Here is an 18053-nt window from a genome sequence, read left to right as displayed (position 1 = left end):
ACCTTGGCGTGCCGCGGGATCGACAGGACGGCGGGGGGCGGCGTGCCCCGTCGTCCGCAGTTCGGGTCGAGGCCCGCCGGAGGCCCGTCAGCGCATGCCGAGGCGCTGCAGGAGACCGGCCTTCTTGTGCTTCTTCGGCTCGCCCCGCCCGGTGAGGACATGCGCGATCTGGTGGAACGCCTCGACCGAGGGGTGCTTGGGATCGGTCTCGGCGAGCATGCGCCCGCTATTGGCCGCATTGCCGAAGACCTGCGGGTCGAAGGGGATGAGCCCGATGGGCTCGAGCCCCAGCGGCTCGGAGAATTCCTGCGGCGGGATCTCGGGGCGCCTTGGCATATGCACCTGGTTGAGGATGAGGCGCGGCGGCCGGTCGTTGGGGCGCAGGCGCTTCAGCGTGTCGACGAGGTTCTTGGCGTTGCGCAGGTTCGCAAGGTCGGGCGTCGCCGTCAGGACGATGTCGTCGGCCCGCGACAGGACGATGCGCGTCCAGTCGTTCCACACGTGCGGCACGTCGAGCGCGACGAAGGGCGCCCCGCGCTGGGCCGTCTCGATCAGCGCGCTGAACGCCTCGGCCTCGAAGTCGTAGGTGCGGTCGAGCATGGACGGGGCGGCGAGCAGCGAGAGATGCTCGGCGCATTTGGCGAGCAGCCGGTCGAGGAAGACGTCGTCGATCCGGTCGGCCGAGAACACCGCCTCGGCGATGCCCTGGGCCGGGTCCTGGTCGAAATTGATGTTGGCCGTGCCGAAGGGCAGGTCCAGGTCGGCGATGACGACGTCCGACGAGAAGAGCTTGGAGATCGACCAGGAGATGTTGTGGGCGATCGTGGAGGAGCCGACGCCGCCCTTGGCGCCGACGAAGGCGACGACGCGCCCGAGCGGCTCGGCGTCGGGCGCCACGAACAGCGCCGCGATCACGTCGAGGACGTCGGAGAAGGCGATGGGGGCGACGAGATATTCCGAGATGCCGCGGCGCGTCAGCTCGCGATAGAGCGAGACGTCGTTGTGATGGCCGACCACGACGACCTTGGTGCCGGGGTCGCAGACGTCGGCGAGGAGCTCGAGCTCGGCGAGCACCTCCGAGGGCGGCGAGCGCGTCTCGATGAGGACGAGATTGGGGGTGGGGGCCGAGGCGTAGTGCTCGGCCGCCGCGCGGATGCCGCCCATGTGGACGCGCAGATGCGCCTTGGCCATGCGCCGGTCCTGCCCGCAGCGCTCGATCGGCTCGGCCACGCCCTCGCTCTCGCAGAAGGCCTGCACCGAGATCCGCGGGATCGGGCGCACGGTGGAGAACAGTTCCTCGGCGGGGCCCGCCGACCCGTCCAGCGCTTGCATGGTCGCTCCCGTCCCTACCATGTGTAGTCCGTCTCGGTGTCGTTGGCGTCGGACTGGGTCCGGCGGCCGGTGCGGTACTTGTCGAGCATGTTGGTGCGCTGCTGGGCGTCGATCTCGCCCATGCCGCGCGGGCTCACGAGATCGCGCGGGTCGGCGATCTGGGCGGCGATGTTCTGCTGGGTGGCGCAGCCGAAATTGGTGTAGTTGCGGTTCTCCGACGTGTCGCCGAGATCGGCGTCCCACACGCCGCACTGCCTGGTGCGCGCCTCCAGCGTCGCGAAGGCGAGGCGGATCGGCACGGGGCCGGCGAGGCCCTGCGCCGGATAGGGCTGGACGTAGATGCGCGCCTTGTCGATGCGCCGGCGCTTCAGGAGCGCCACGACCTCGCTCGTCACGTGGCGGGCGGCGAAGTCGTTGGCCGCGCCCGCCGGCATCAGCACCTGGATGGCGCCGGCCCCGGAGACCTTGAAGCGCTCGCCGAAATCCTCCACGCGGCTGCGGTCGCCGGGCGAGAGGGCGCGGTCGGAGACGAGGATCGGGATCTCGATCGTGCGCACCGCCTCGCCGACCACGATCGGATGGCGGTTGCGGTAGTCGTCCGGAACGGCGCCCACCTCGATGGTGTGGACATTGGCGCAGCCGCCGGAAAGGCCGAGCAGGAGCGCGATCGCGAAGGGTCGCAGCGGGTCGATGAGGGCGCGTGACGTCTTGGTCATCTCTTTGCGGTCTCTCGCCCGGGTCACTTGTAGATGTAGCCGACGACGCCGTGGTACCGGCCCGGGGGAAGCTGGGTCTCCATCCGCCCGTAGACGCGGTTCACCTTGCCGAGGAAGTTGGCCGCGCCGTCCGAGGAGAGGGAGAGGTTGTCGTCCGGACGCGCCAGCGCGTCGCGGGCCACCGGCCGCACGAGATAGGGCGTCACGATGACGACGAGCTCGGTCTCGTAGCGCTGGAAGTCGCGGCTGCGGAAGAGCGTGCCGAGGATGGGCACCTTGGCGAGGCCCGGAAAGCCGGACATCACCTGGCGCTGCTCGTCGCGCACGAGGCCGGCGATGACGAGGCTGCCGCCGGAGGGCAGCTCCACCGTCGTGTCGGCGAGGCGCTTGCGCAGGCCGATGATGTTGGTGGCCGGCACCTTGACGCCGCCGGCGAGCGTGAACGGGCTCTCGAAGGTCGGCTCGGAGACGGCGGTGCGGATCTTCAGCGAGATGCGGCCGGGGCTGAGGACGACGGGCGTGAAGTCGAGCCCGATCCCGTATTCCATGCGCACCGAGTTCAGTTCGACCTGCGCCTCCTCCACCTCCGTGTCGACGATGCGGCCGGCGTCGTCGCGGATGTTGGTGCGCTTCTCGGGCGTGATCGTGCGCCCGTCGGGCAGGGCGAACTCGCCGCCGACCTTGAAGCTCGCCTTCTCGCCGGAGATGGCGGTCAGGCTCGGCTCGGCGAGCGTGCGCATGACGCCCGCCTGCTCGAGGGCGGCGAGCGAGCCGGCGATGGTCGTGTTGCCGAGCGTGCCGCTCGCGTTGAGGAGGTTGTTCGTCAGGCGGTTGCCGAGGGCGAAGGGATTGTCGCCGGAAGAGGCAAAGGAGATCCCGTCGATGGCGCCGGAGGCGCTGGAATTGAAGCCGAGCTGCTTGATGACGGAGCGCTGCACCTCGGCGACCGTCACCTTCAGCGTGACCTGGTCCTCGCCCGCGATCTGCAGGAGGTTGACGATCTGGCTGGTCTGGCGCTGCTCCTGGCCGAAGGCGACGTCGCCCCCGCCGGAGGAGGCGGCGGACTGCAGATACTGCCCCGTCGTGCCCTCGCCGCCGGTGACGAAGATGCGCGCCAGGCGCTCCACGCGCGCCGCGTCCTGCGGCGTCTGCACCTGGCCGGTGAGGACGACGTTGTCGTTGAGCATGTCCACATGGACTTCCGAGCCCGGCAGATACTTGCGGATCGAGGCCTCGAGGCCGGAAATGTCGCGCTCGATCTTCAGGTCGATGGAGGCGATCTGGCGGTTCTGGCGGTCGAAGACGACGATGTTCGTCTGGCCGATCTGCTTGCCGAAGATGTAGATGCGCCGCGCGTCGCGCGTCACGGCGTCGGCGACCGAGGGGTTGGCGACGAGGATGTCGTGCGCGTCGGCCGACAGGACGATGACCCGCGTCTTGTTGAGGCCGAGATTGACGCTCTGGACGCCGCCGCGCACGGGAACGACCGTGGACTCGGCCGCCCGCGCGCTCTGGACGCAGGCCAGGGGCGCCAGCGCGGTCGTCAGGGCGAGGAACGTGGACAGGCAGGCGCGCGTGGCGCGCCGCGTCCGGACGGCGGTCGGTCGGGCAATCATCGGGCGCTCGTGTGAGGGGCGGGTCGCAAGGCGGGGCGGCATGTCGGGTCGGGACGGATCGCTCATCGGGCCGGGGTCACGTCCTCGCTGACGCCGTAGCGCACGACCTTGATCTTGCCGTGCTTGGCGTTCTCCTCCTCGGCGAGGAGGAAGGCGGCATAGCCCGGCGAGCCGGGCACGGAATCGGCGATGGAGCGCAGCGACAGGACGAGCTTGTCGGCCATCTGCTGGGCCGCCGTCAGCGCCTCGGCCTGCGTCGGGTCGACCTCGAGCGTCGCCGTGGAGCCGACGACGACGCGCTCGCCGTCCTTTTCCTCGATCGTCTGGTCGATGGCGAGGACGCGCAGGTTGCGCAGGACCGTCTCGGTCGAGAACTGCTCGCCGGCGCCCGAGCCGGTGCCCGTCGTGGCGCGGCGGCGCGTCATGATGACGTCGACATGGTCGTTGGGCAGGACGAAGCCGCCGGCCGAGGTCTCGGCGCTGATCTGCACGGAGACGGCGCGCTTGCCGGCGGGCAGGATCGCCGACATGAAGCCGTGGTCGGTCTTGATGAGCTTGGCCTCGCGCACCGGCTCGCCGGCGAAGAAGGTCTGGCGGGCGATGGAGCCCTTGAGCTCCTCCACCGCGTTCGGGCGCAGGGATTTGAGGATGAGCGTCGGGCCGGCGCCGTCCGCGGGCCAGGCCTGCCAGTCGAGGGCGCCCTCGATGGGCGAGCCCATCGGCAGGTCGCGGGAGGTCACGAGCACGTCGACGAGCTTGATCGGCGGCTGCGCGGGCGCCGCCGTGATGATGACGGGCTCGACGGGCACGGGTTCCATGAACGTCATGGCGACGAACATGGCGCCACCGGCGGCCAGAAGCGCAATCGAGACGACGGCCAGACGCGCGAACTGCATCGCAATCCCCCTCGCACCTGTCGACGGACAGGTTCCGGGGTCGGTTATCGAGGTCGAACCCTCAATTTATGGTTAACAAACCCTGATGCCGGGCCTCGCCGAGCCGCCGTGGCGGGCTTTGGCGGCCGCGCTTCATCCTCACGCAAGGCTCGACAGCGCGGCCTCGAGCCAGGGGCTGGTGCTGTAGGCGACGAGACCGCCCGCGCCCAGCGCGATGCCGTAGGGCACGCCCGTGTCGCGTTCGAGGAGATGGTCGACGAAGTCGATGCCGGTGACGGGAAGGACCTGACCGCGCGCCAGGAGAAGGCCGAGCGTCAGGACGCCGCCGAACAGGGCGCTGGTGCCGAGATAGTCGGCAAGGACCGGCGTCGGTCCGAACCAGACGGCGCTCGCCGCGATCAGCTTGGCGTCGCCCCCGCCCATCCAGCCGGCGGCGAAGAGCGCGAAGGTCGCGCAGAGCGCGATCAGTCCGGTGAGGAAATGCCAGCCGATCGCCTCGGGCGTGAGCCCCATCAGCAGCGCGGCGGCGAGAAAGGCGGCCAGGAGCAGCGCCGGCACGCGGTTCGGGATCGTCATGGAGACGAGATCGGAAAAGGCCGCGAAGGCCATGGCGAAGGGAAAGACGACGACGAGAAGCGCTGCGGTCACGGCTGGCCTGCCCTTGCGATGGATGAGCGCTCCGGGTGCGGCGAGCGAGCGGGCGACCGCGGAAGGCCTCCCGCTCGCTGCGCCGTGGCACGGATATCAGCGGCCGGCCGCCGTCCGGCGCCGGCCCGCCGACCTCAGGGAACCGTGGTGCCGATCTTGCCGGCGATGGCGGTCATCTTGGTCGACAGGTTGCTGCCGAGCGTCGTCGCGCCGCCGATGATGGCGACGCCGACCAGGGCGGCGATCAGGCCGTATTCGATGGCGGTGGCGCCCGACTCGTCTTTCAGGAACTTCGCGAAAACCTTGGTCATGATAACTCCTGTGCCTCGGCAGGTTCGGTTCCGTCGAGGTCTCTCGATCGGATGTTCAGACACTACTGCGAACAGATTGCGGGCGGTTTAATGGGGGTGGTAAACACTTCGCGGGCCTGCGCCGCCGGGTTTTCGGCAATTGCGGCAGGTCCCGTTAAGCCTTCCCTTACCAAGCGCGCGCCATCCTCGGGACGCCTGCACAGCGAGGGTCCCGAACCGCCATGTCTTCCTTCCGTCCTCGCGTCGCCGCGCTCGGTGCCCTCCTGGCGCTCGCCGCGGCCTGCGGTCCCGCCGCATCGGCGGAGACGATGATCGAGGTCCTCATCGACCACGCCCGCATCGTCGAGATCGACCGTCCCGCCACCACCGTCATCGTCGGCAATCCCGCCATCGTCGACGTCGAGGTCTTGAACTCCGAGCGCCTCGTCCTGACCGGCCGCTCCTACGGCATCACCAATCTCGTCGTCCTCGACGACAAGGGCCGCATGATCGTCGACGAGCAGGTGGGCGTGCAGAGCTTCGAGGACCGCACGGTGCGCGTCTACCGGCAGTCGAGCCGGATGACCTATGCCTGCGTTCCCAACTGCCAGCCGACCGTCACCATCGGCGACAATGTCGACGCCTTCGACGAGGCGGCCAAGCAGTACCAGTCGCGCGAGAGCATGGCCAAGGGCTCGGCCGCCAACTGACCGCCCGGGGCCCCGCGCCTGTCAAATCCGGGCGCCGGGCTCTAGATTGGCGCGCGAAGGGCCCATGGAGGGGCCCGAACCCGGAGCCTCCCGTCTTGGCCAGAGCCGTCCTCGTCGTCCTCGACAGTTTCGGCATCGGCGCCGCGCCCGATGCCGGGCGCTTCGGCGATGCGGGGGCCGACACGCTCGGCCATATCGAGGCGGCCTGCGCCGCCGGGCGGGGCGACCGGGACGGCCTGCGCCGGGGTCCGCTGCGCCTGCCCCACATGGCCCGGCTCGGCCTCTTCCACGCCGCCGGGCGCGCCGGGCGCGACGCGCCGGCGCCGACCGCCCTCTACGGCGCGGCGCGCGAGGTCTCCAACGGCAAGGACACGCCCTCCGGCCATTGGGAGATCGCCGGCGTGCCCGTCGCCTTCGACTGGGGCTACTTCCCGCACACGGTGCCCTGCCTGCCGCGCGATCTGGTGAGCGCGCTGATCGAGGATTGCGACCTGCCGGGCATTCTCGGCGACCGCCATGCCTCGGGCACGCAGATCATCGAGGCGCTGGGCGAGGAGAGCGTTTCGACCGGCCGGCCCATCCTCTACACATCCTCCGACAGCGTGCTGCAGATCGCCGCGCACGAGGCGGCGTTCGGGCTGGAGCGGCTCTACGGGCTCTGCGAGGCGGCGCGCGCGCGCCTCGACGCGCTCAATATCGGCCGCGTCATCGCGAGGCCCTTCGTCGGCGAGAGCGCCGGGACCTTCCGGCGCACCGCCAACCGGCGCGACTACTGCGTGCCGCCGCCGGAGGAGACGCTGCTCGACCGGGCCTGCGCCGCCGGCCGCCAGGTCGTCGGCATCGGCAAGATCTCCGACATCTTCGCCCATCGCGGCGTCTCGCTCGTCCTGAAGGGCGACGGCAACATGGCGCAGTTCGACGCCCTGCTGGAGGGGCTCGACCGGGCGCGCGCGGGCGATCTCGTCTTCGCCAATTTCGTCGATTTCGACATGCTCTACGGCCATCGCCGCGACGTTCCCGGCTACGCCGCCGCGCTCGAGGCCTTCGACGCGCGCCTGCCCGACCTTCAGGCGCGCCTCCAGCCGGGCGACCTCGTGATCCTGACCGCCGACCACGGCTGCGACCCGACCCATCCGGGCACGGACCACACGCGCGAACTCGTGCCGATCCTCGCCTACGGACCGGGCCTTCCCGCCGGCGCGCTCGGCACGCGGGAGAGCTTCGCCGATATCGGCGAGAGCGTCGCCGCTCATCTCGGCCTCGCCCCCGGCCGCCACGGGACGAGCTTCCTGTGATCCCCGCCGCCGCCGGGCCGAAGACGCTGCCCAAGGCCGAGCTCCACGTGCATCTGGAGGGCACGCTGCAGCCCGCCTTCGCGCTGGAGCTCGCCGCGCGCGAGGGCCGCGACGTCTCGGCCTTCCTGCGCGACGGCGCCTATCGGACGGGCGATTTCACGCAGTTCCTCGCCGTCTATGACGGCGCGGCCGTGCTCCTGCGCCGCGAGGAGGATTTCGAGCGCCTCGCCTTCGACTATCTCGTCTCGATCGCGGGCATGGGGGCGCTCTATGCCGAACTCCTCGTCTCGCCCGACCATGGCGTCGCCTCCGGCCTCTCCGCCGCCGCCTATCTCAGGGCCGCGGCGCGCGGCATGGCGCGGGCGGAGCGCCGTTGCGGCATCGTCTCGCGCCAGATCGTCGTCGGCGTGCGCCATTTCGGGCCCGAGGCGGTGGAGCGGGCGGCGCGCATCGCCGTCGACCCGGCCTTTCCCTTCGTCACCGGCTTCAACCTCGCCGGCGACGAGCGGCAGGGGCGGGCGGCCGATTTCGCGCGCGCCTTCGACATCGCCCGCGAGGCCGGGCTCGGCCTCACCGCCCATGCCGGGGAACTTTGCGGGCCCGCCAGCGTGCGCGGGACGCTCGACGCGCTGAAGCCCGAGCGCCTCGGCCACGGCGTGCGCGCGGCCGAGGATCCCGATCTCGTCGCCCGGCTGCGCGGCGAGGGCATCGTGCTGGAAGTCTGCCCCGGCTCCAACCTCGCGCTTGGGATCTGTCCCGACCTGGCGTCCCATCCGCTGAAGGCGCTGGTGGAGGCCGGCGTGAAAGCGACGCTCGCCTCCGACGACCCGCCCTTCTTCGCCACCGATCTCGCGACCGAATACGAGCGGGCCGAGAGCCTCCTGCCGGGGCGGGGCCTCACCTTCACCCGCACCGCCATCGAGGCCGCCTTCGTCGACGAGCCGACGCGCAGGCGGCTCCTCGACGCCATGCTGGCGCGCGCGATGGCGCTTGGCGCGCCGCCTGCGGCAGGCTAAGCGGAGAGCGTCACCATTCGTCCCGAGAGGTCCTTCATGGACGGCGTCACCGTCATCGATCACCCGCTCGTGCAGCACAAGCTGACGCTGATGCGCAAGAAGGAGACCTCGACGGCGAGCTTCCGGCGGCTCCTGCGCGAGATCTCGACGCTGCTGTGCTACGAGGTGACGCGCGGCCTCGACCTGACGACGCTCGCCATTGAGACGCCGCTGGAGCCGATGGACGCGCCGATCCTGGAAGGCAAGAAGCTCGTCTTCGCCTCGATCCTGCGCGCCGGCAACGGGCTTCTGGAAGGCATGCTCGACCTCGTGCCGGCCGCGCGCGTCGCCCATATCGGCGTCTATCGCGACCACGAGACGCTGATGCCCGTGGAATACTATTTCAAGGCGCCCGAGGATCTCGGCAACCGCCTCGTCATCGTCGTCGATCCGATGCTCGCCACCGGCAACTCGGCCATCGCGGCGATGGACAAGCTGAAGGAGCGCGGGGCGCAGAACATCCGCTTCCTCTGCCTCCTCGCCGCGCCCGAGGGCATCGAGCGCTTCCGCGCCGCCCATCCCGACATCCCCGTCTTCACCGCCTCCATCGACAGCCATCTCAACGAGAAGGGCTATATCGTGCCGGGCCTCGGCGATGCGGGCGACCGCATGTACGGCACGAAGTAGCGCTCGTCTTGACCGCGCGCTAACCCTTCGCCGCGAAATCCGGCCCTTGCCGGGGGCATGGCAAGGGTCTGGCGGGACCTCTCCCGCTACGCTCGCCCCCGCGCGCCGCGATCCGGCCGGCGCGGGCGGCGCGGTCCATCATCCCGGCCGCTCCGAGAAGAGGGCGGCCCGCATGCACAAGTTCCTCGCCGTCCTCGCCGCCACCACGCTGATCGGCCTCGCGACGCCCTCGGTCTTCGAGGTCCTGCAGCGCCGGCAGGCGCAAGGCGTGGAGACGATCGAGACGCCCGAGGCTCCCCTCGAGGCCTCGCTCGCCCCGCGCATGCTGCGCCTCGCGCTCGGGCCCGACGGCCATGCGCGCACGCAGGCCCGCCTCAACGGGCGCGCCGTTCCCGTCCTCGTCGATACGGGCGCGACGCGCGTCGCGCTGGATGCGCAGACCGCGCGCCGGCTCGGCCTGTCGCTGCGGCCCGCCGACTTCACCGCGAGCGTCGAGACCGCCAACGGACCGGCCAGGGCCGCCCTCGTCACGCTCGACCGCGTCGAGATCGGAGCCGTCTCGGCGCGCGAGGTGGAGGCGCTGGTGCTCGAGGGCGCCGGCCTTCCGACCGTGCTCCTCGGCATGAGCTTCCTGAAGCGCCTGTCGAGCGTCTCGATCCGCGACGGCCAGCTGGAACTGCGCCAGTAGGGAGGGGCGCCCGCTCGCCCCGTCAGCCGATCCGGTCGACCACGGGGTCGGCGCGCGCGACCGTGCCCTCGGCGATGCGATAGGCCGCCGCGACCGAGGCGAGCGCCGCCTCGGCCTGCGTCTCGCGCGCCGCATGCACCCGCGCGATCGGCTCGCCGCGTGTCACCTCGCGTCCGATCTCCGCCAGCCGGTCGAGGCCGACGGCGGGGTCGATCCCGTCCTGCGGGCGCGTGCGCCCGCCGCCGAGCGCGACGACGGCAAGGCCGAGCGCCCGTGCGTCCACCGCGACGACCGTGCCGGATCGCGGCGCGGGCACGTCGCGCACGAGCGGGGCGGCGGGCAGATAGGCATCCGCGCGCTCGACGAAGTCGGCCGGGCCGCCGAGCCCCGCGACCATCGCCGAGAAGCGCTCCAGCGCCCGTCCGCTGACCAGCGCCTCGCGCGCCATCCGCTCGGCTTGCGCCGGTGCCTGCGCGAGGCCCGCCGAAACCAGCATCTGGCCGGCGAGCGCCAGCGTCACGCGCTCCAGCCGCGCGTCGCGATGGGCGCCGGAGAGGAACCGCACCGCGTTGGCGACCTCCAGCGCGTTGCCGGCGGCCGAGGCCAGCGCCTCGTCCATGCGCGTCAGGAGCGCGCTGGTGCGAAGGCCGGCGCCGTTCGCCACCTCGACGAGACTGGCCGCCAGCGCGCGGGCGTCGGCCTCGCGCGCCATGAAGGCGCCCGAGCCGGTCTTCACGTCGAGAACGAGCGCGCCGAGGCCGGCGGCGAGCTTCTTGGAGAGGATCGAGGAGACGATGAGCGGCACGGATTCCACCGTCGCCGTCACGTCGCGCACGGCGTAGAGCCGCCCGTCGGCGGGCGCGAGGCGGCCGGTCGGGGCGACGATGGCGCAGCCGACCGTCGAGACGAGACGCGTCAGCACCCCCGGGTCGGGCGAGACGTCGTAGCCGGGGATCGCCTCCAGCTTGTCGAGCGTGCCGCCGGTATGGCCGAGGCCGCGGCCGGAGATCATCGGCACCGCGCCTCCGCAGGCCGCGACGAGCGGCGCGAGCATCAGCGAGACGTTGTCGCCGATGCCGCCCGTCGAATGCTTGTCCACCACCGGGCGGTCGAGACCGGACCAGTCGAGCACGTCGCCGGAATCGCGCAGGGCGAGCGTCAGCGCCACGGTCTCGGCGCGCGTCATGCCCTTCAGGAACACCGCCATGGCGAAGGCGCCGATCTGCCCCTCGCCGATCCGCCCCGTCGACAGGCCCTCGACGAAGGCGGCGATGGCCGCGGGGGCCAGTTCGCCGCCATCGCGCTTGTGCCGGATGGTCTCCTGCGGCAGCGGTGCCATCAATAGGCGGCGCCGGCGGCCGGGCGGCGCTCGCCGCGCGCGACGGCGAGGAGATCGGCGAGGACGCCGGAGGCGCCGAGCCGGAAGCGGGCGGGCGTCGCGCCGCCCGGCCCCAGGATCGCCTCGGCGAGATCGGCATAGGCCGCCGCGTCCTCGAAGCTGCGGATGCCGCCGGCGGGCTTCACGCCGACCGGGCGCCCGGCGCCGGCGGCCGCCTCCATCAGGAGGCGCGCGGAGGCGGGCGTCGCCGCGACGGGGCGCTTGCCGGTGGAGGTCTTCAGGAAATCGGCGCCGCCCTCGAGCGCGGCCCGGCAGGCGAGGCGGATCGTCGCCGCGTCGGCGAGCTCGCCGGTCTCCAGGATCGTCTTCAGGAGCGCGCCTCCACAGGCGTCCTTCACCGCCGCCACCTGCGCCGTCACGAAGCCGGGATCGACGGGGAGCCTGGAATGGGCGATCACGAGGTCGATCTCGTGCGCCCCGTCCGCGACGGCCCGCCGCGTCTCGTCGCAGGTCGCCGCCACGTCGTCCTCGCCGGCGGGGAAGTTCACGACCGTCGCGATGCGGATGGCGGGATCGAGGCGTTCGGCGGCGAAGGCGACGAAGCGCGGCCAGATGCAGATCGCGGCGACCCTGCCCTCGGGCGTGACGGCCCGCTCGCAGAGCGCCGCGACATCCGCCTGCGAGGACGTGTCGGACAGGTCGGTGAGGTCGAGGCAGGCGATGAGGCGGCGGGCCTTGGCGGCGGGATCGTCAGTCATCGAGATGTCCTTGTCTCAGGAGGGCGGCGAGGAGGCGCGACAGGCGCGCGCCGCCCTTCGGCGCCATCTCCTTGGTCTCGGCATGCGAGAGTTCGGCGCCGGTCATGCCGGCCCCGTAATTGGTGACGACCGAGGCGGCCAGGACCTTCAGCCCGAGGAAGCGGGCGAGGATCGTCTCTGGCACGGTCGACATGCCCACCGCGTCGGCGCCGAGCGTGCGCGCCATGGCGATCTCGGCCGGCGTCTCGAAGGAGGGGCCGGAGAACCACATGTAGACGCCCGAATGCAGCTCCTCGCCGAGCGCGGCCGCGACGTCCGAGATCCGCTCGCGTAAGGTCGCGTCGTAGGCGGCGGTCATGCCGGCGAAGCGGCGCTCGTCCGGCTCGCCGATCAGCGGGTTGAGGCCGGAGAAGTTGATGTGGTCCGCGATCACCATCACCGAGCCGGGCGCCATCTCCTGGCGCACCGAGCCGGCGGAATTGGTGAGGACGAGCGTGCGCACGCCCAACGTCGCGAGCGCCTCCAGCACGGGGCGCATGGCCGCCGCGTCGCCGCGCTCGTAATAGTGGACGCGGCCGGAGACGACGATCACCTCGCGCCCCTCCAGGCGGCCGGAGACGAGCGCGCCGGCATGGCCGCTGACCGAACTTCGCGGAAAGCCGGGAATGTCGGCGAAGGGAATCTCGATCCGCTCCGCCAGCCCTTCGGCGAGCGCGCCGAGGCCCGAGCCCAGGATCAGCGCCACGTTCGGGCGCCGCCCGGCGAGCCTTTCCCGCAGGAGCGCGGCGGCGCTCACGAGAGGCTCGTCGTGTCGAAGGCGCGCGGCAGGAGTTCGCCCATCGCCACCGTCTCCACGACGCCGCCCGCCGCGTCGCACAGATGGACGCGCGTCTGCGCGCTCGCGAATTCGGCGATGCGCTGGCGGCAGCCGCCGCAGGGGCTGCAGGCCACGAGCTTCTCGGCCACCACCGCGATCTCCGCGATGCGCCCGCCGCCGTCCATCACCATGTGGCCGATCGCCGTCGTCTCAGCGCACCAGCCCTCGGGAAAGGCGACGCTCTCCACGTTGCAGCCGGCATAGATGCGCCCGTCCGTCGTGCGCAGCGCCGCGCCCACGGGGAAGCTCGAATAGGGCGCATGCGCCTTTCGCATCGCCTGCCGGGCGCGCAGGAACAGGTCGTCGGACATCGGCTCAGCGTTCCTTCACATAGGGGATGCCGCCGGCCTTGGGCGCGCTCGCCTTGCCGATGAAGCCGGCCAGCAGCACGACGGTGAGGATGTAGGGCAAGGCCTGCACCACCTGCAGCGGCACGGCGCCGAGGCCGGGAATGGAAAGCCCCGGCAGGCGGATCGAGATCGCGTCGAGAAAGCCGAAGAGGAGGCAGGCGAGCATCACCGGCACCGGCTTCCAGTTGGCGAAGATGAGGGCGGCGAGCGCGATATAGCCCTTGCCGGCCGACATCTCGCGCGTGAAGCCGGCGGCCTGCGCGAGCGCCAGATAGGAGCCGGCGAGCCCGGTGAGCAGGCCGCAGATGACGACGGCGCGGTAGCGCAGGAAGGCGACCGAGATGCCCGCCGTGTCCACCGCCGCCGGATTCTCGCCGACCGCCCGCAGCCTGAGGCCGAAGCGCGTGCGGTAGAGCACCCACCAGGTGAGCGGCACCATGGCGAAGGCGACGTAGACGAGGAGCGTCTGGCCGGAGACGATGTCGGCATAGAAGCGGCCGAGGACAGGCACGTCGCGCAGGGCGTCGGCGCCCGGCAGGGCGATGGGCGAAAAGCGCTGCGCCCCTGTGAGGCTCGGCGTCGAGCCGCCGCGCGCGAACCAGGCCGCGCCCAGGATGATGGTCAGGCCCGAGGCGATGAAGTTCAGCGCCACGCCCGAGACGATCTGGTTGCCGCGATAGGTGATGGAGGCGAGGCCGTGGACGAGCGAGAAGCCGATCGCCGCGAGGATGCCGACGCCGAGCCCCGCGAAGGCCGAGCCCGTGACGGCGGCGACGCTCGCCGAGGCGAAGGCGGCGATCAGCATCTTGCCCTCGAGGCTGATGTCGAAGATCCCCGAGCGCTCGGAATAGAGGCCGGCGAGCGCGGCGAAGAGGAGCGGCGTCGACAGGCGGATGGTGGAATCGAGGAGGTTGACGAGCGTGTTCGCGTCCATCAGCGCGTCTCCCCGGGGGCGGCGGCCGGGCCGGTGCCGCGCGGCGCCAGGATGCGCCACGCACCCCCGACCGCCGGGCGCACCATGTTCTCGAGGGCGCCGGCGAAGAGGATGACGAGGCCCTGGATGATGACGATCATGTCGCGCGAGATCGAGGGCATGTCGAAGGCGAGCTCCGCCCCGCCCTGGTAGAGGACGCCGAAGAGGAGTGCGGCCAGGACGATGCCGACCGGGTGGCCCCGTCCCATCAGCGCGACGGCGATGCCCACGAAGCCGGCGCCGGAGGGAAAGTCGATCACGAGCCGGTACTGGTCGCCCATCACCGGGTTCAGCGCCATCATGCCGGCGAGCGCGCCGGAGATCGCCATGGCGATGACGACGAGGCGCGTGCGCGACATGCCCGCATAATGCGCGGCCTTCGGCGAATGGCCGAGCGTTCGGATCTCGTAGCCGAGCCTGGTGCGCCAGATCATGAGCCAGACGAGGAGGGCGGCCGCCAGCGCCACGAAGAGCGAGACGTTGAGCGGCGCGCCGCCGAGCCGCACGCCGAAGAGCTCGAACAGGGGCCCGAGCTTGGGCAGCTGTCCGCCCGCCGCAAAGGTCGCCGTCTCCGGCGCCATCGTGCCCATGGGCTTCAGCGGGCCGGCCAGGAGATAGACCATCAGGCTGGCGGCGATGAAGTTGAACATGATGGTGGTGATGACGACGTGGCTGCCGCGCGTCGCCTGCAGGAGGCCGGGCAGGAAGGCCCAGGCCGCGCCGAACAGCGCCGAGGCGAGGATGGCGATCGGCAGCGTCAGCCACCAGGGCAGGAGCGCGCCGAGGCCGAGCGCGACGAGCGCGACGCCGAGCCCGCCGAGATAGGCCTGCCCCTCGCCGCCGATGTTGAAGAGCCCGGCATGGAAGGCGACCGCGACGGCAAGGCCGGTGAAGATGAAGTTCGTCGCGTAGTAGAGCGTGAAGCCGATGCCCTCGCCGTAGCCGAAGGCCCCGCGCAGCATCAGCCGCGCCGCCTCCACCGGGCTTTCGCCGACGGCCAGGACGACGAGGCCGGCGACGGCGAAGGCGACGACGAGATTGACGAGGGGGATGAGGCCGAACTCGACGGAGGCGGGCAGCTTGGCATAGGGACGGCTCATGCGCCGTCCTTGGCGAGAAGGTTCACGTGGCCCTCCGGTGTGAGCGGGAAGAAGGGATTGTGGGCCAGTTCCCACAGATGGCCGTCGGGATCGGCGAAATAGCCGGAATAGCCGCCCCAGGGCGCCTTCTGAGGCGGCTTCACGGCGCTGGCGCCGGCGGCGAGCGCCGCGGCGTAGAGCCGGTCCGTCCCGGCCTCGTCCGGCAGGTTGATCGCGAGCGCCATGCCGCGGAAGGCCGGCAGCGCCGCGCCGGGCTCGAGCCCGGCATCGCGCGCCAGATCGTCGAGGCCGAAGAGCGAGAGGACGAGGCCTTCGCCCTGCAGGAACACGACGCTCTCGTTGCCCGCCCCCGTACGCGCCCAGCCGAGCGCCTCGTAGAAACGGGCCGCGCTTTCGAGATCGGCGACGCCGAGGGTCAGGAGCGTGAGGCGCGCGTCCCTCACTCGGCGGCCTCGCGGCTTTCGATGCCGGCCATCAGGAGGCCGAGTTCGTTCTCGTCCGCCCCGCCCGGGCGCTCGCCGACGATGCGCCCGGCGAACATGACGAGGATGCGGTCGCAGAGCGCGCGGATCTCGTCGAGCTCGACGGAGACGAGAAGGATCGCCTTGCCGGCGTCGCGCATCTCCACGATGCGGCGGTGGATGAACTCGATGGCTCCGACATCGACGCCGCGCGTCGGCTGGCCGATGAGGAGCACTTTCGGGTCGCGCTCCATCTCGCGCGCGAGCACGATCTTCTGCTGGTTGCCGCCGGAGAAGTTGGCGGTCTTCAGGTCGCAGGCGGGCGGGCGGATGTCGTAGGCGGCGATCTCGCCCTCGGCGCGCCGGCGCATGGCGGCGACGTCGAGAAGCGGGCCGCGCCGCAGCGCGGGATCGTCGTGATAGCCGAGGATCGCGTTCTCGTAGGCCTTGAAGGGCAGGACGAGGCCCATGTGGTGGCGGTCCTCCGGCACGTGGGCGAGGCCCCGCGCGCGCATCGCGGCGGGATCGACGCGTCCGCTCGCGGGGTCGATCGTCTCGCCGAGAAGGGTGATGCGGCCCGAACTGGCCCGGCGGATGCCGGCCAGCGTCTCCAGGAGCTCGGACTGCCCGTTGCCGGCGACCCCCGCGATGCCGACGATCTCGCCGGAGCGCAGCTCGAAGGTGAGGTCGTCGCACATGGTGACGCCGCGCTCGTCGCGCACCGTCAGGTTCCGGACGGCGAGCGCGGTGGCCGCGGGCCGGGCCGGCGCCTTGTCGACGGTGAGGAGGACGCGCCGCCCGACCATCAGCTCGGCGAGTTCGCCGACGGAGGTCTGCGCGGTGCGCCGCGTCGCCACCATCTCGCCGCGGCGCATGACCGAGACGGCGTCCGTCACGTCCATGATCTCGCGCAGCTTGTGGGTGATGAGGATGACGGTCTTGCCGGCGTCGCGCAGCTGGCGCAGCACGGCGAAGAGGTGGTCGGCCTCGGGCGGGGTGAGGACGCCGGTCGGCTCGTCGAGGATGAGGATGTCGGCGCCGCGATAGAGCGCCTTCAGGATCTCCACGCGCTGCTGGCGCCCGACGGGCAGCGTCTCGACCACGGCGTCGGGATCGACGTCGAGCCTGTGGTCGCGTTCCAGCCGCTTCAGCTCCGCCCGCACCCTGGCGATGCCCTTGGCCAGAAGCGGCGACTGCTCGGCGCCGAGCATGACGTTCTCGACGACGGTGAAAGTGTCGACCAGCATGAAATGCTGGTGCACCATGCCGATGCCCGCCGCGATGGCCGCGTTCGGATCGAGGATCTGGACCGTGCGGCCGCCGACGCGGATCTCGCCGCGATCGGCCTGGTAGAAGCCGTAGAGGATCGACATCAGCGTCGACTTGCCGGCGCCGTTCTCGCCGACGATGCCGTGGATCGTGCCCTTCTCGACCGTCAGGTTGATCCGGCGGTTCGCGTGCACGGCGCCGAAGGTCTTGTCGATGTCGATCAGTTCGATCGCCGGCTCGGCCATTCACGATGCTCGCTTGTCGATAGTCGGTCGGTCGTGAGACTAGGCTCTGCCGCGCCGAAAGCAAAGGCTCGGCGCCCGGGCGGCTTCGGGCCGCGCCGAACCGGACGGGGAGGGACGATGACGGAGGATCGCAAGCCGGGCGCCGGGCGCGGGGAGCCGCCCGTGCGGGCCGACTACGCCCGCTTCGTGCCGCTGACGACGCGCTGGAGCGACAACGACGCCTACGGCCACATGAACAACGTCGTGCACTACGCGCTGTTCGATTCGGCGGTGAACGCCTTCCTCATCGGGGCCGGGCTTCTCGACCTGCGCGGGCAGGGGCCGATCGGCCTCGTCGTGGAAAGCGGATGCCGCTATCATCGCGAACTCGCCTTCCCCCAGCCCGTCACGGCGGGCCTCAGGGTCGGCCATCTCGGGCGCTCCTCGGTGCGCTACGAGATCGCCCTGTTCGGGGGCGAGGCGGAGACGGCCGCGGCCGACGGCTTCTTCGTCCATGTCAGCGTCGAGCGCCTGACGCGCCGTCCGGTCGCGCATGGCGAGGCGATGCGAAGAGCACTGCAGGAGATGATGCGATGAGCAGCGACGTCGACCGCCAGAGGATCGAGGATCTCGAGATCATGGTGGCCCACCAGGCCAAGACGATCGAGGAACTCTCGGACGAGCTGAAGGGCGCGCACGACCAGCTCGTCGCGCTGCAGCGCGCCGTCAAGCAGATCGCCGACCGCGTGAACGGTCTGGAGGAGGGCGGCTTCGCGCGGCCCGAGATCACCAAGCCGCCGCATTACTGACGGCAAACGTCGTCGTTTAC

General features: G+C 71.3%; 21 protein-coding genes. 7 read left to right on the top strand and 14 right to left on the bottom strand.

Features of this window, described 5'->3' with window-relative positions; all coding sequences use genetic code 11:
* Positions 1-87: 87 nt before the first annotated feature.
* The 6 genes from ASG48_RS14950 to ASG48_RS18010 all read right to left on the bottom strand — a co-directional run bounded on the left by ASG48_RS14950 (position 88) and on the right by ASG48_RS18010 (position 5519).
* Entirely contained in the window at positions 88-1332 is a 1245-nt protein-coding gene (locus ASG48_RS14950) for a CpaE family protein (protein ID WP_244486914.1), read from the bottom strand.
* Between the two features lie 14 nt (positions 1333-1346).
* Positions 1347-2048, bottom strand: coding sequence for a CpaD family pilus assembly protein (locus ASG48_RS14945; protein ID WP_055851510.1), 702 nt, complete (start codon positions 2046-2048; stop codon positions 1347-1349).
* Positions 2049-2071: 23 nt separating this feature from the next.
* Positions 2072-3664, bottom strand: a complete 1593-nt coding sequence (locus ASG48_RS14940) for a type II and III secretion system protein family protein (RefSeq protein ID WP_055851507.1) — start codon at positions 3662-3664, stop codon at positions 2072-2074.
* 62 nt (positions 3665-3726) lie between these two features.
* A complete protein-coding gene (gene cpaB / locus ASG48_RS14935; RefSeq protein WP_055851498.1) occupies positions 3727-4560 on the bottom strand; it encodes a Flp pilus assembly protein CpaB in 834 nt (277 codons plus the stop codon).
* A 138-nt stretch (positions 4561-4698) separates the two neighbouring features.
* Positions 4699-5208 (bottom strand): prepilin peptidase, encoded by a 510-nt coding sequence (locus tag ASG48_RS14930; RefSeq protein ID WP_156381625.1) that lies wholly within the window; start codon positions 5206-5208, stop codon positions 4699-4701.
* Between the two features lie 134 nt (positions 5209-5342).
* Positions 5343-5519 (bottom strand): Flp family type IVb pilin, encoded by a 177-nt coding sequence (locus ASG48_RS18010; RefSeq protein ID WP_082529503.1) that lies wholly within the window; start codon positions 5517-5519, stop codon positions 5343-5345.
* Positions 5520-5740: 221 nt separating this feature from the next.
* Here ASG48_RS18010 and ASG48_RS14925 point away from each other — a divergent pair, with 221 nt between their 5' ends.
* The 5 genes from ASG48_RS14925 (at position 5741) to ASG48_RS14905 (ending at position 9873) form a co-directional block, all read left to right on the top strand.
* The gene (locus tag ASG48_RS14925; RefSeq protein WP_055851494.1) at positions 5741-6208 is read left to right on the top strand and encodes a pilus assembly protein N-terminal domain-containing protein; all 468 of its coding nucleotides are present in this window, start codon (positions 5741-5743) and stop codon (positions 6206-6208) included.
* Positions 6209-6303: 95 nt separating this feature from the next.
* The gene (locus ASG48_RS14920) at positions 6304-7503 is read left to right on the top strand and encodes a phosphopentomutase (protein WP_055851491.1); all 1200 of its coding nucleotides are present in this window, start codon (positions 6304-6306) and stop codon (positions 7501-7503) included.
* On the top strand, positions 7500-8519 hold the full coding sequence (add, locus tag ASG48_RS14915) for an adenosine deaminase (RefSeq protein WP_244486913.1): 1020 nt from the start codon (positions 7500-7502) through the stop codon (positions 8517-8519). The genes ASG48_RS14920 and add overlap by 4 nt, the downstream gene beginning before the upstream one ends.
* Before the next feature lie 36 nt (positions 8520-8555).
* A complete protein-coding gene (gene upp / locus ASG48_RS14910) occupies positions 8556-9185 on the top strand; it encodes a uracil phosphoribosyltransferase (protein ID WP_055851488.1) in 630 nt (209 codons plus the stop codon).
* A 172-nt stretch (positions 9186-9357) separates the two neighbouring features.
* A complete protein-coding gene (locus ASG48_RS14905) occupies positions 9358-9873 on the top strand; it encodes a TIGR02281 family clan AA aspartic protease (RefSeq protein ID WP_055851485.1) in 516 nt (171 codons plus the stop codon).
* Between the two features lie 22 nt (positions 9874-9895).
* Here ASG48_RS14905 and deoA read toward each other — a convergent pair whose 3' ends face one another.
* From deoA to ASG48_RS14865, 8 genes are read right to left on the bottom strand one after another with little or no spacing between them, the layout of a single operon-like run.
* On the bottom strand, positions 9896-11212 hold the full coding sequence (gene deoA, locus ASG48_RS14900) for a thymidine phosphorylase (protein WP_055851481.1): 1317 nt from the start codon (positions 11210-11212) through the stop codon (positions 9896-9898).
* A complete protein-coding gene (gene deoC, locus ASG48_RS14895) occupies positions 11212-11970 on the bottom strand; it encodes a deoxyribose-phosphate aldolase (protein ID WP_055851479.1) in 759 nt (252 codons plus the stop codon). Before deoC ends, deoA begins: the two co-directional genes overlap by 1 nt.
* Positions 11963-12766, bottom strand: a complete 804-nt coding sequence (locus ASG48_RS14890) for a purine-nucleoside phosphorylase (protein WP_055851476.1) — start codon at positions 12764-12766, stop codon at positions 11963-11965. Before ASG48_RS14890 ends, deoC begins: the two co-directional genes overlap by 8 nt.
* Entirely contained in the window at positions 12763-13158 is a 396-nt protein-coding gene (locus tag ASG48_RS14885; RefSeq protein ID WP_055851473.1) for a cytidine deaminase, read from the bottom strand. Before ASG48_RS14885 ends, ASG48_RS14890 begins: the two co-directional genes overlap by 4 nt.
* A 4-nt stretch (positions 13159-13162) precedes the next feature.
* The gene (locus ASG48_RS14880; RefSeq protein ID WP_055851471.1) at positions 13163-14131 is read right to left on the bottom strand and encodes an ABC transporter permease; all 969 of its coding nucleotides are present in this window, start codon (positions 14129-14131) and stop codon (positions 13163-13165) included.
* Positions 14131-15270: an ABC transporter permease gene (locus ASG48_RS14875; RefSeq protein ID WP_055851468.1), complete on the bottom strand. Its 1140-nt coding sequence runs from the start codon at positions 15268-15270 to the stop codon at positions 14131-14133. Before ASG48_RS14875 ends, ASG48_RS14880 begins: the two co-directional genes overlap by 1 nt.
* A complete protein-coding gene (locus ASG48_RS14870; RefSeq protein WP_055851465.1) occupies positions 15267-15713 on the bottom strand; it encodes a VOC family protein in 447 nt (148 codons plus the stop codon). Before ASG48_RS14870 ends, ASG48_RS14875 begins: the two co-directional genes overlap by 4 nt.
* Complete coding sequence (locus tag ASG48_RS14865) at positions 15710-17245, bottom strand: ABC transporter ATP-binding protein (RefSeq protein ID WP_055851462.1); 1536 nt, start codon at positions 17243-17245, stop codon at positions 15710-15712. Before ASG48_RS14865 ends, ASG48_RS14870 begins: the two co-directional genes overlap by 4 nt.
* Positions 17246-17362: 117 nt before the next feature.
* Here ASG48_RS14865 and ASG48_RS14860 point away from each other — a divergent pair, with 117 nt between their 5' ends.
* Positions 17363-17821, top strand: a complete 459-nt coding sequence (locus ASG48_RS14860; protein WP_055851459.1) for a thioesterase family protein — start codon at positions 17363-17365, stop codon at positions 17819-17821.
* The gene (locus ASG48_RS14855) at positions 17818-18033 is read left to right on the top strand and encodes a SlyX family protein (protein WP_055851456.1); all 216 of its coding nucleotides are present in this window, start codon (positions 17818-17820) and stop codon (positions 18031-18033) included. Before ASG48_RS14860 ends, ASG48_RS14855 begins: the two co-directional genes overlap by 4 nt.
* Positions 18034-18053: the final 20 nt, after the last annotated feature.

The organism is Aurantimonas sp. Leaf443 (assembly GCF_001425575.1).
GTDB lineage: Bacteria > Pseudomonadota > Alphaproteobacteria > Rhizobiales > Rhizobiaceae > Leaf443.
The sequence above is the reverse complement of the archived record's forward strand: the minus strand, read 5'-3'. Positions and strand labels throughout refer to the sequence as shown.

Bases quoted from the DNA above. Each gene is read 5' to 3' on its own strand.
- ASG48_RS14950 (WP_244486914.1), bottom strand. From the start codon at position 1,332: ATGCAAGCGCTGGACGGGTCGGCGGGCCCCGCCGAGGAACTGTTCTCC.
- ASG48_RS14945 (WP_055851510.1), bottom strand. From the start codon at position 2,048: ATGACCAAGACGTCACGCGCCCTCATCGACCCGCTGCGACCCTTCGCG.
- ASG48_RS14940 (WP_055851507.1), bottom strand. From the start codon at position 3,664: ATGATTGCCCGACCGACCGCCGTCCGGACGCGGCGCGCCACGCGCGCC.
- cpaB (WP_055851498.1), bottom strand. From the start codon at position 4,560: ATGCAGTTCGCGCGTCTGGCCGTCGTCTCGATTGCGCTTCTGGCCGCC.
- ASG48_RS18010 (WP_082529503.1), bottom strand. From the start codon at position 5,519: ATGACCAAGGTTTTCGCGAAGTTCCTGAAAGACGAGTCGGGCGCCACC.
- ASG48_RS14925 (WP_055851494.1), top strand. From the start codon at position 5,741: ATGTCTTCCTTCCGTCCTCGCGTCGCCGCGCTCGGTGCCCTCCTGGCG.
- upp (WP_055851488.1), top strand. From the start codon at position 8,556: ATGGACGGCGTCACCGTCATCGATCACCCGCTCGTGCAGCACAAGCTG.
- ASG48_RS14905 (WP_055851485.1), top strand. From the start codon at position 9,358: ATGCACAAGTTCCTCGCCGTCCTCGCCGCCACCACGCTGATCGGCCTC.
- deoA (WP_055851481.1), bottom strand. From the start codon at position 11,212: ATGGCACCGCTGCCGCAGGAGACCATCCGGCACAAGCGCGATGGCGGC.
- deoC (WP_055851479.1), bottom strand. From the start codon at position 11,970: ATGACTGACGATCCCGCCGCCAAGGCCCGCCGCCTCATCGCCTGCCTC.
- ASG48_RS14885 (WP_055851473.1), bottom strand. From the start codon at position 13,158: ATGTCCGACGACCTGTTCCTGCGCGCCCGGCAGGCGATGCGAAAGGCG.
- ASG48_RS14880 (WP_055851471.1), bottom strand. From the start codon at position 14,131: ATGGACGCGAACACGCTCGTCAACCTCCTCGATTCCACCATCCGCCTG.
- ASG48_RS14875 (WP_055851468.1), bottom strand. From the start codon at position 15,270: ATGAGCCGTCCCTATGCCAAGCTGCCCGCCTCCGTCGAGTTCGGCCTC.
- ASG48_RS14865 (WP_055851462.1), bottom strand. From the start codon at position 17,245: ATGGCCGAGCCGGCGATCGAACTGATCGACATCGACAAGACCTTCGGC.
- ASG48_RS14860 (WP_055851459.1), top strand. From the start codon at position 17,363: ATGACGGAGGATCGCAAGCCGGGCGCCGGGCGCGGGGAGCCGCCCGTG.
- ASG48_RS14855 (WP_055851456.1), top strand. From the start codon at position 17,818: ATGAGCAGCGACGTCGACCGCCAGAGGATCGAGGATCTCGAGATCATG.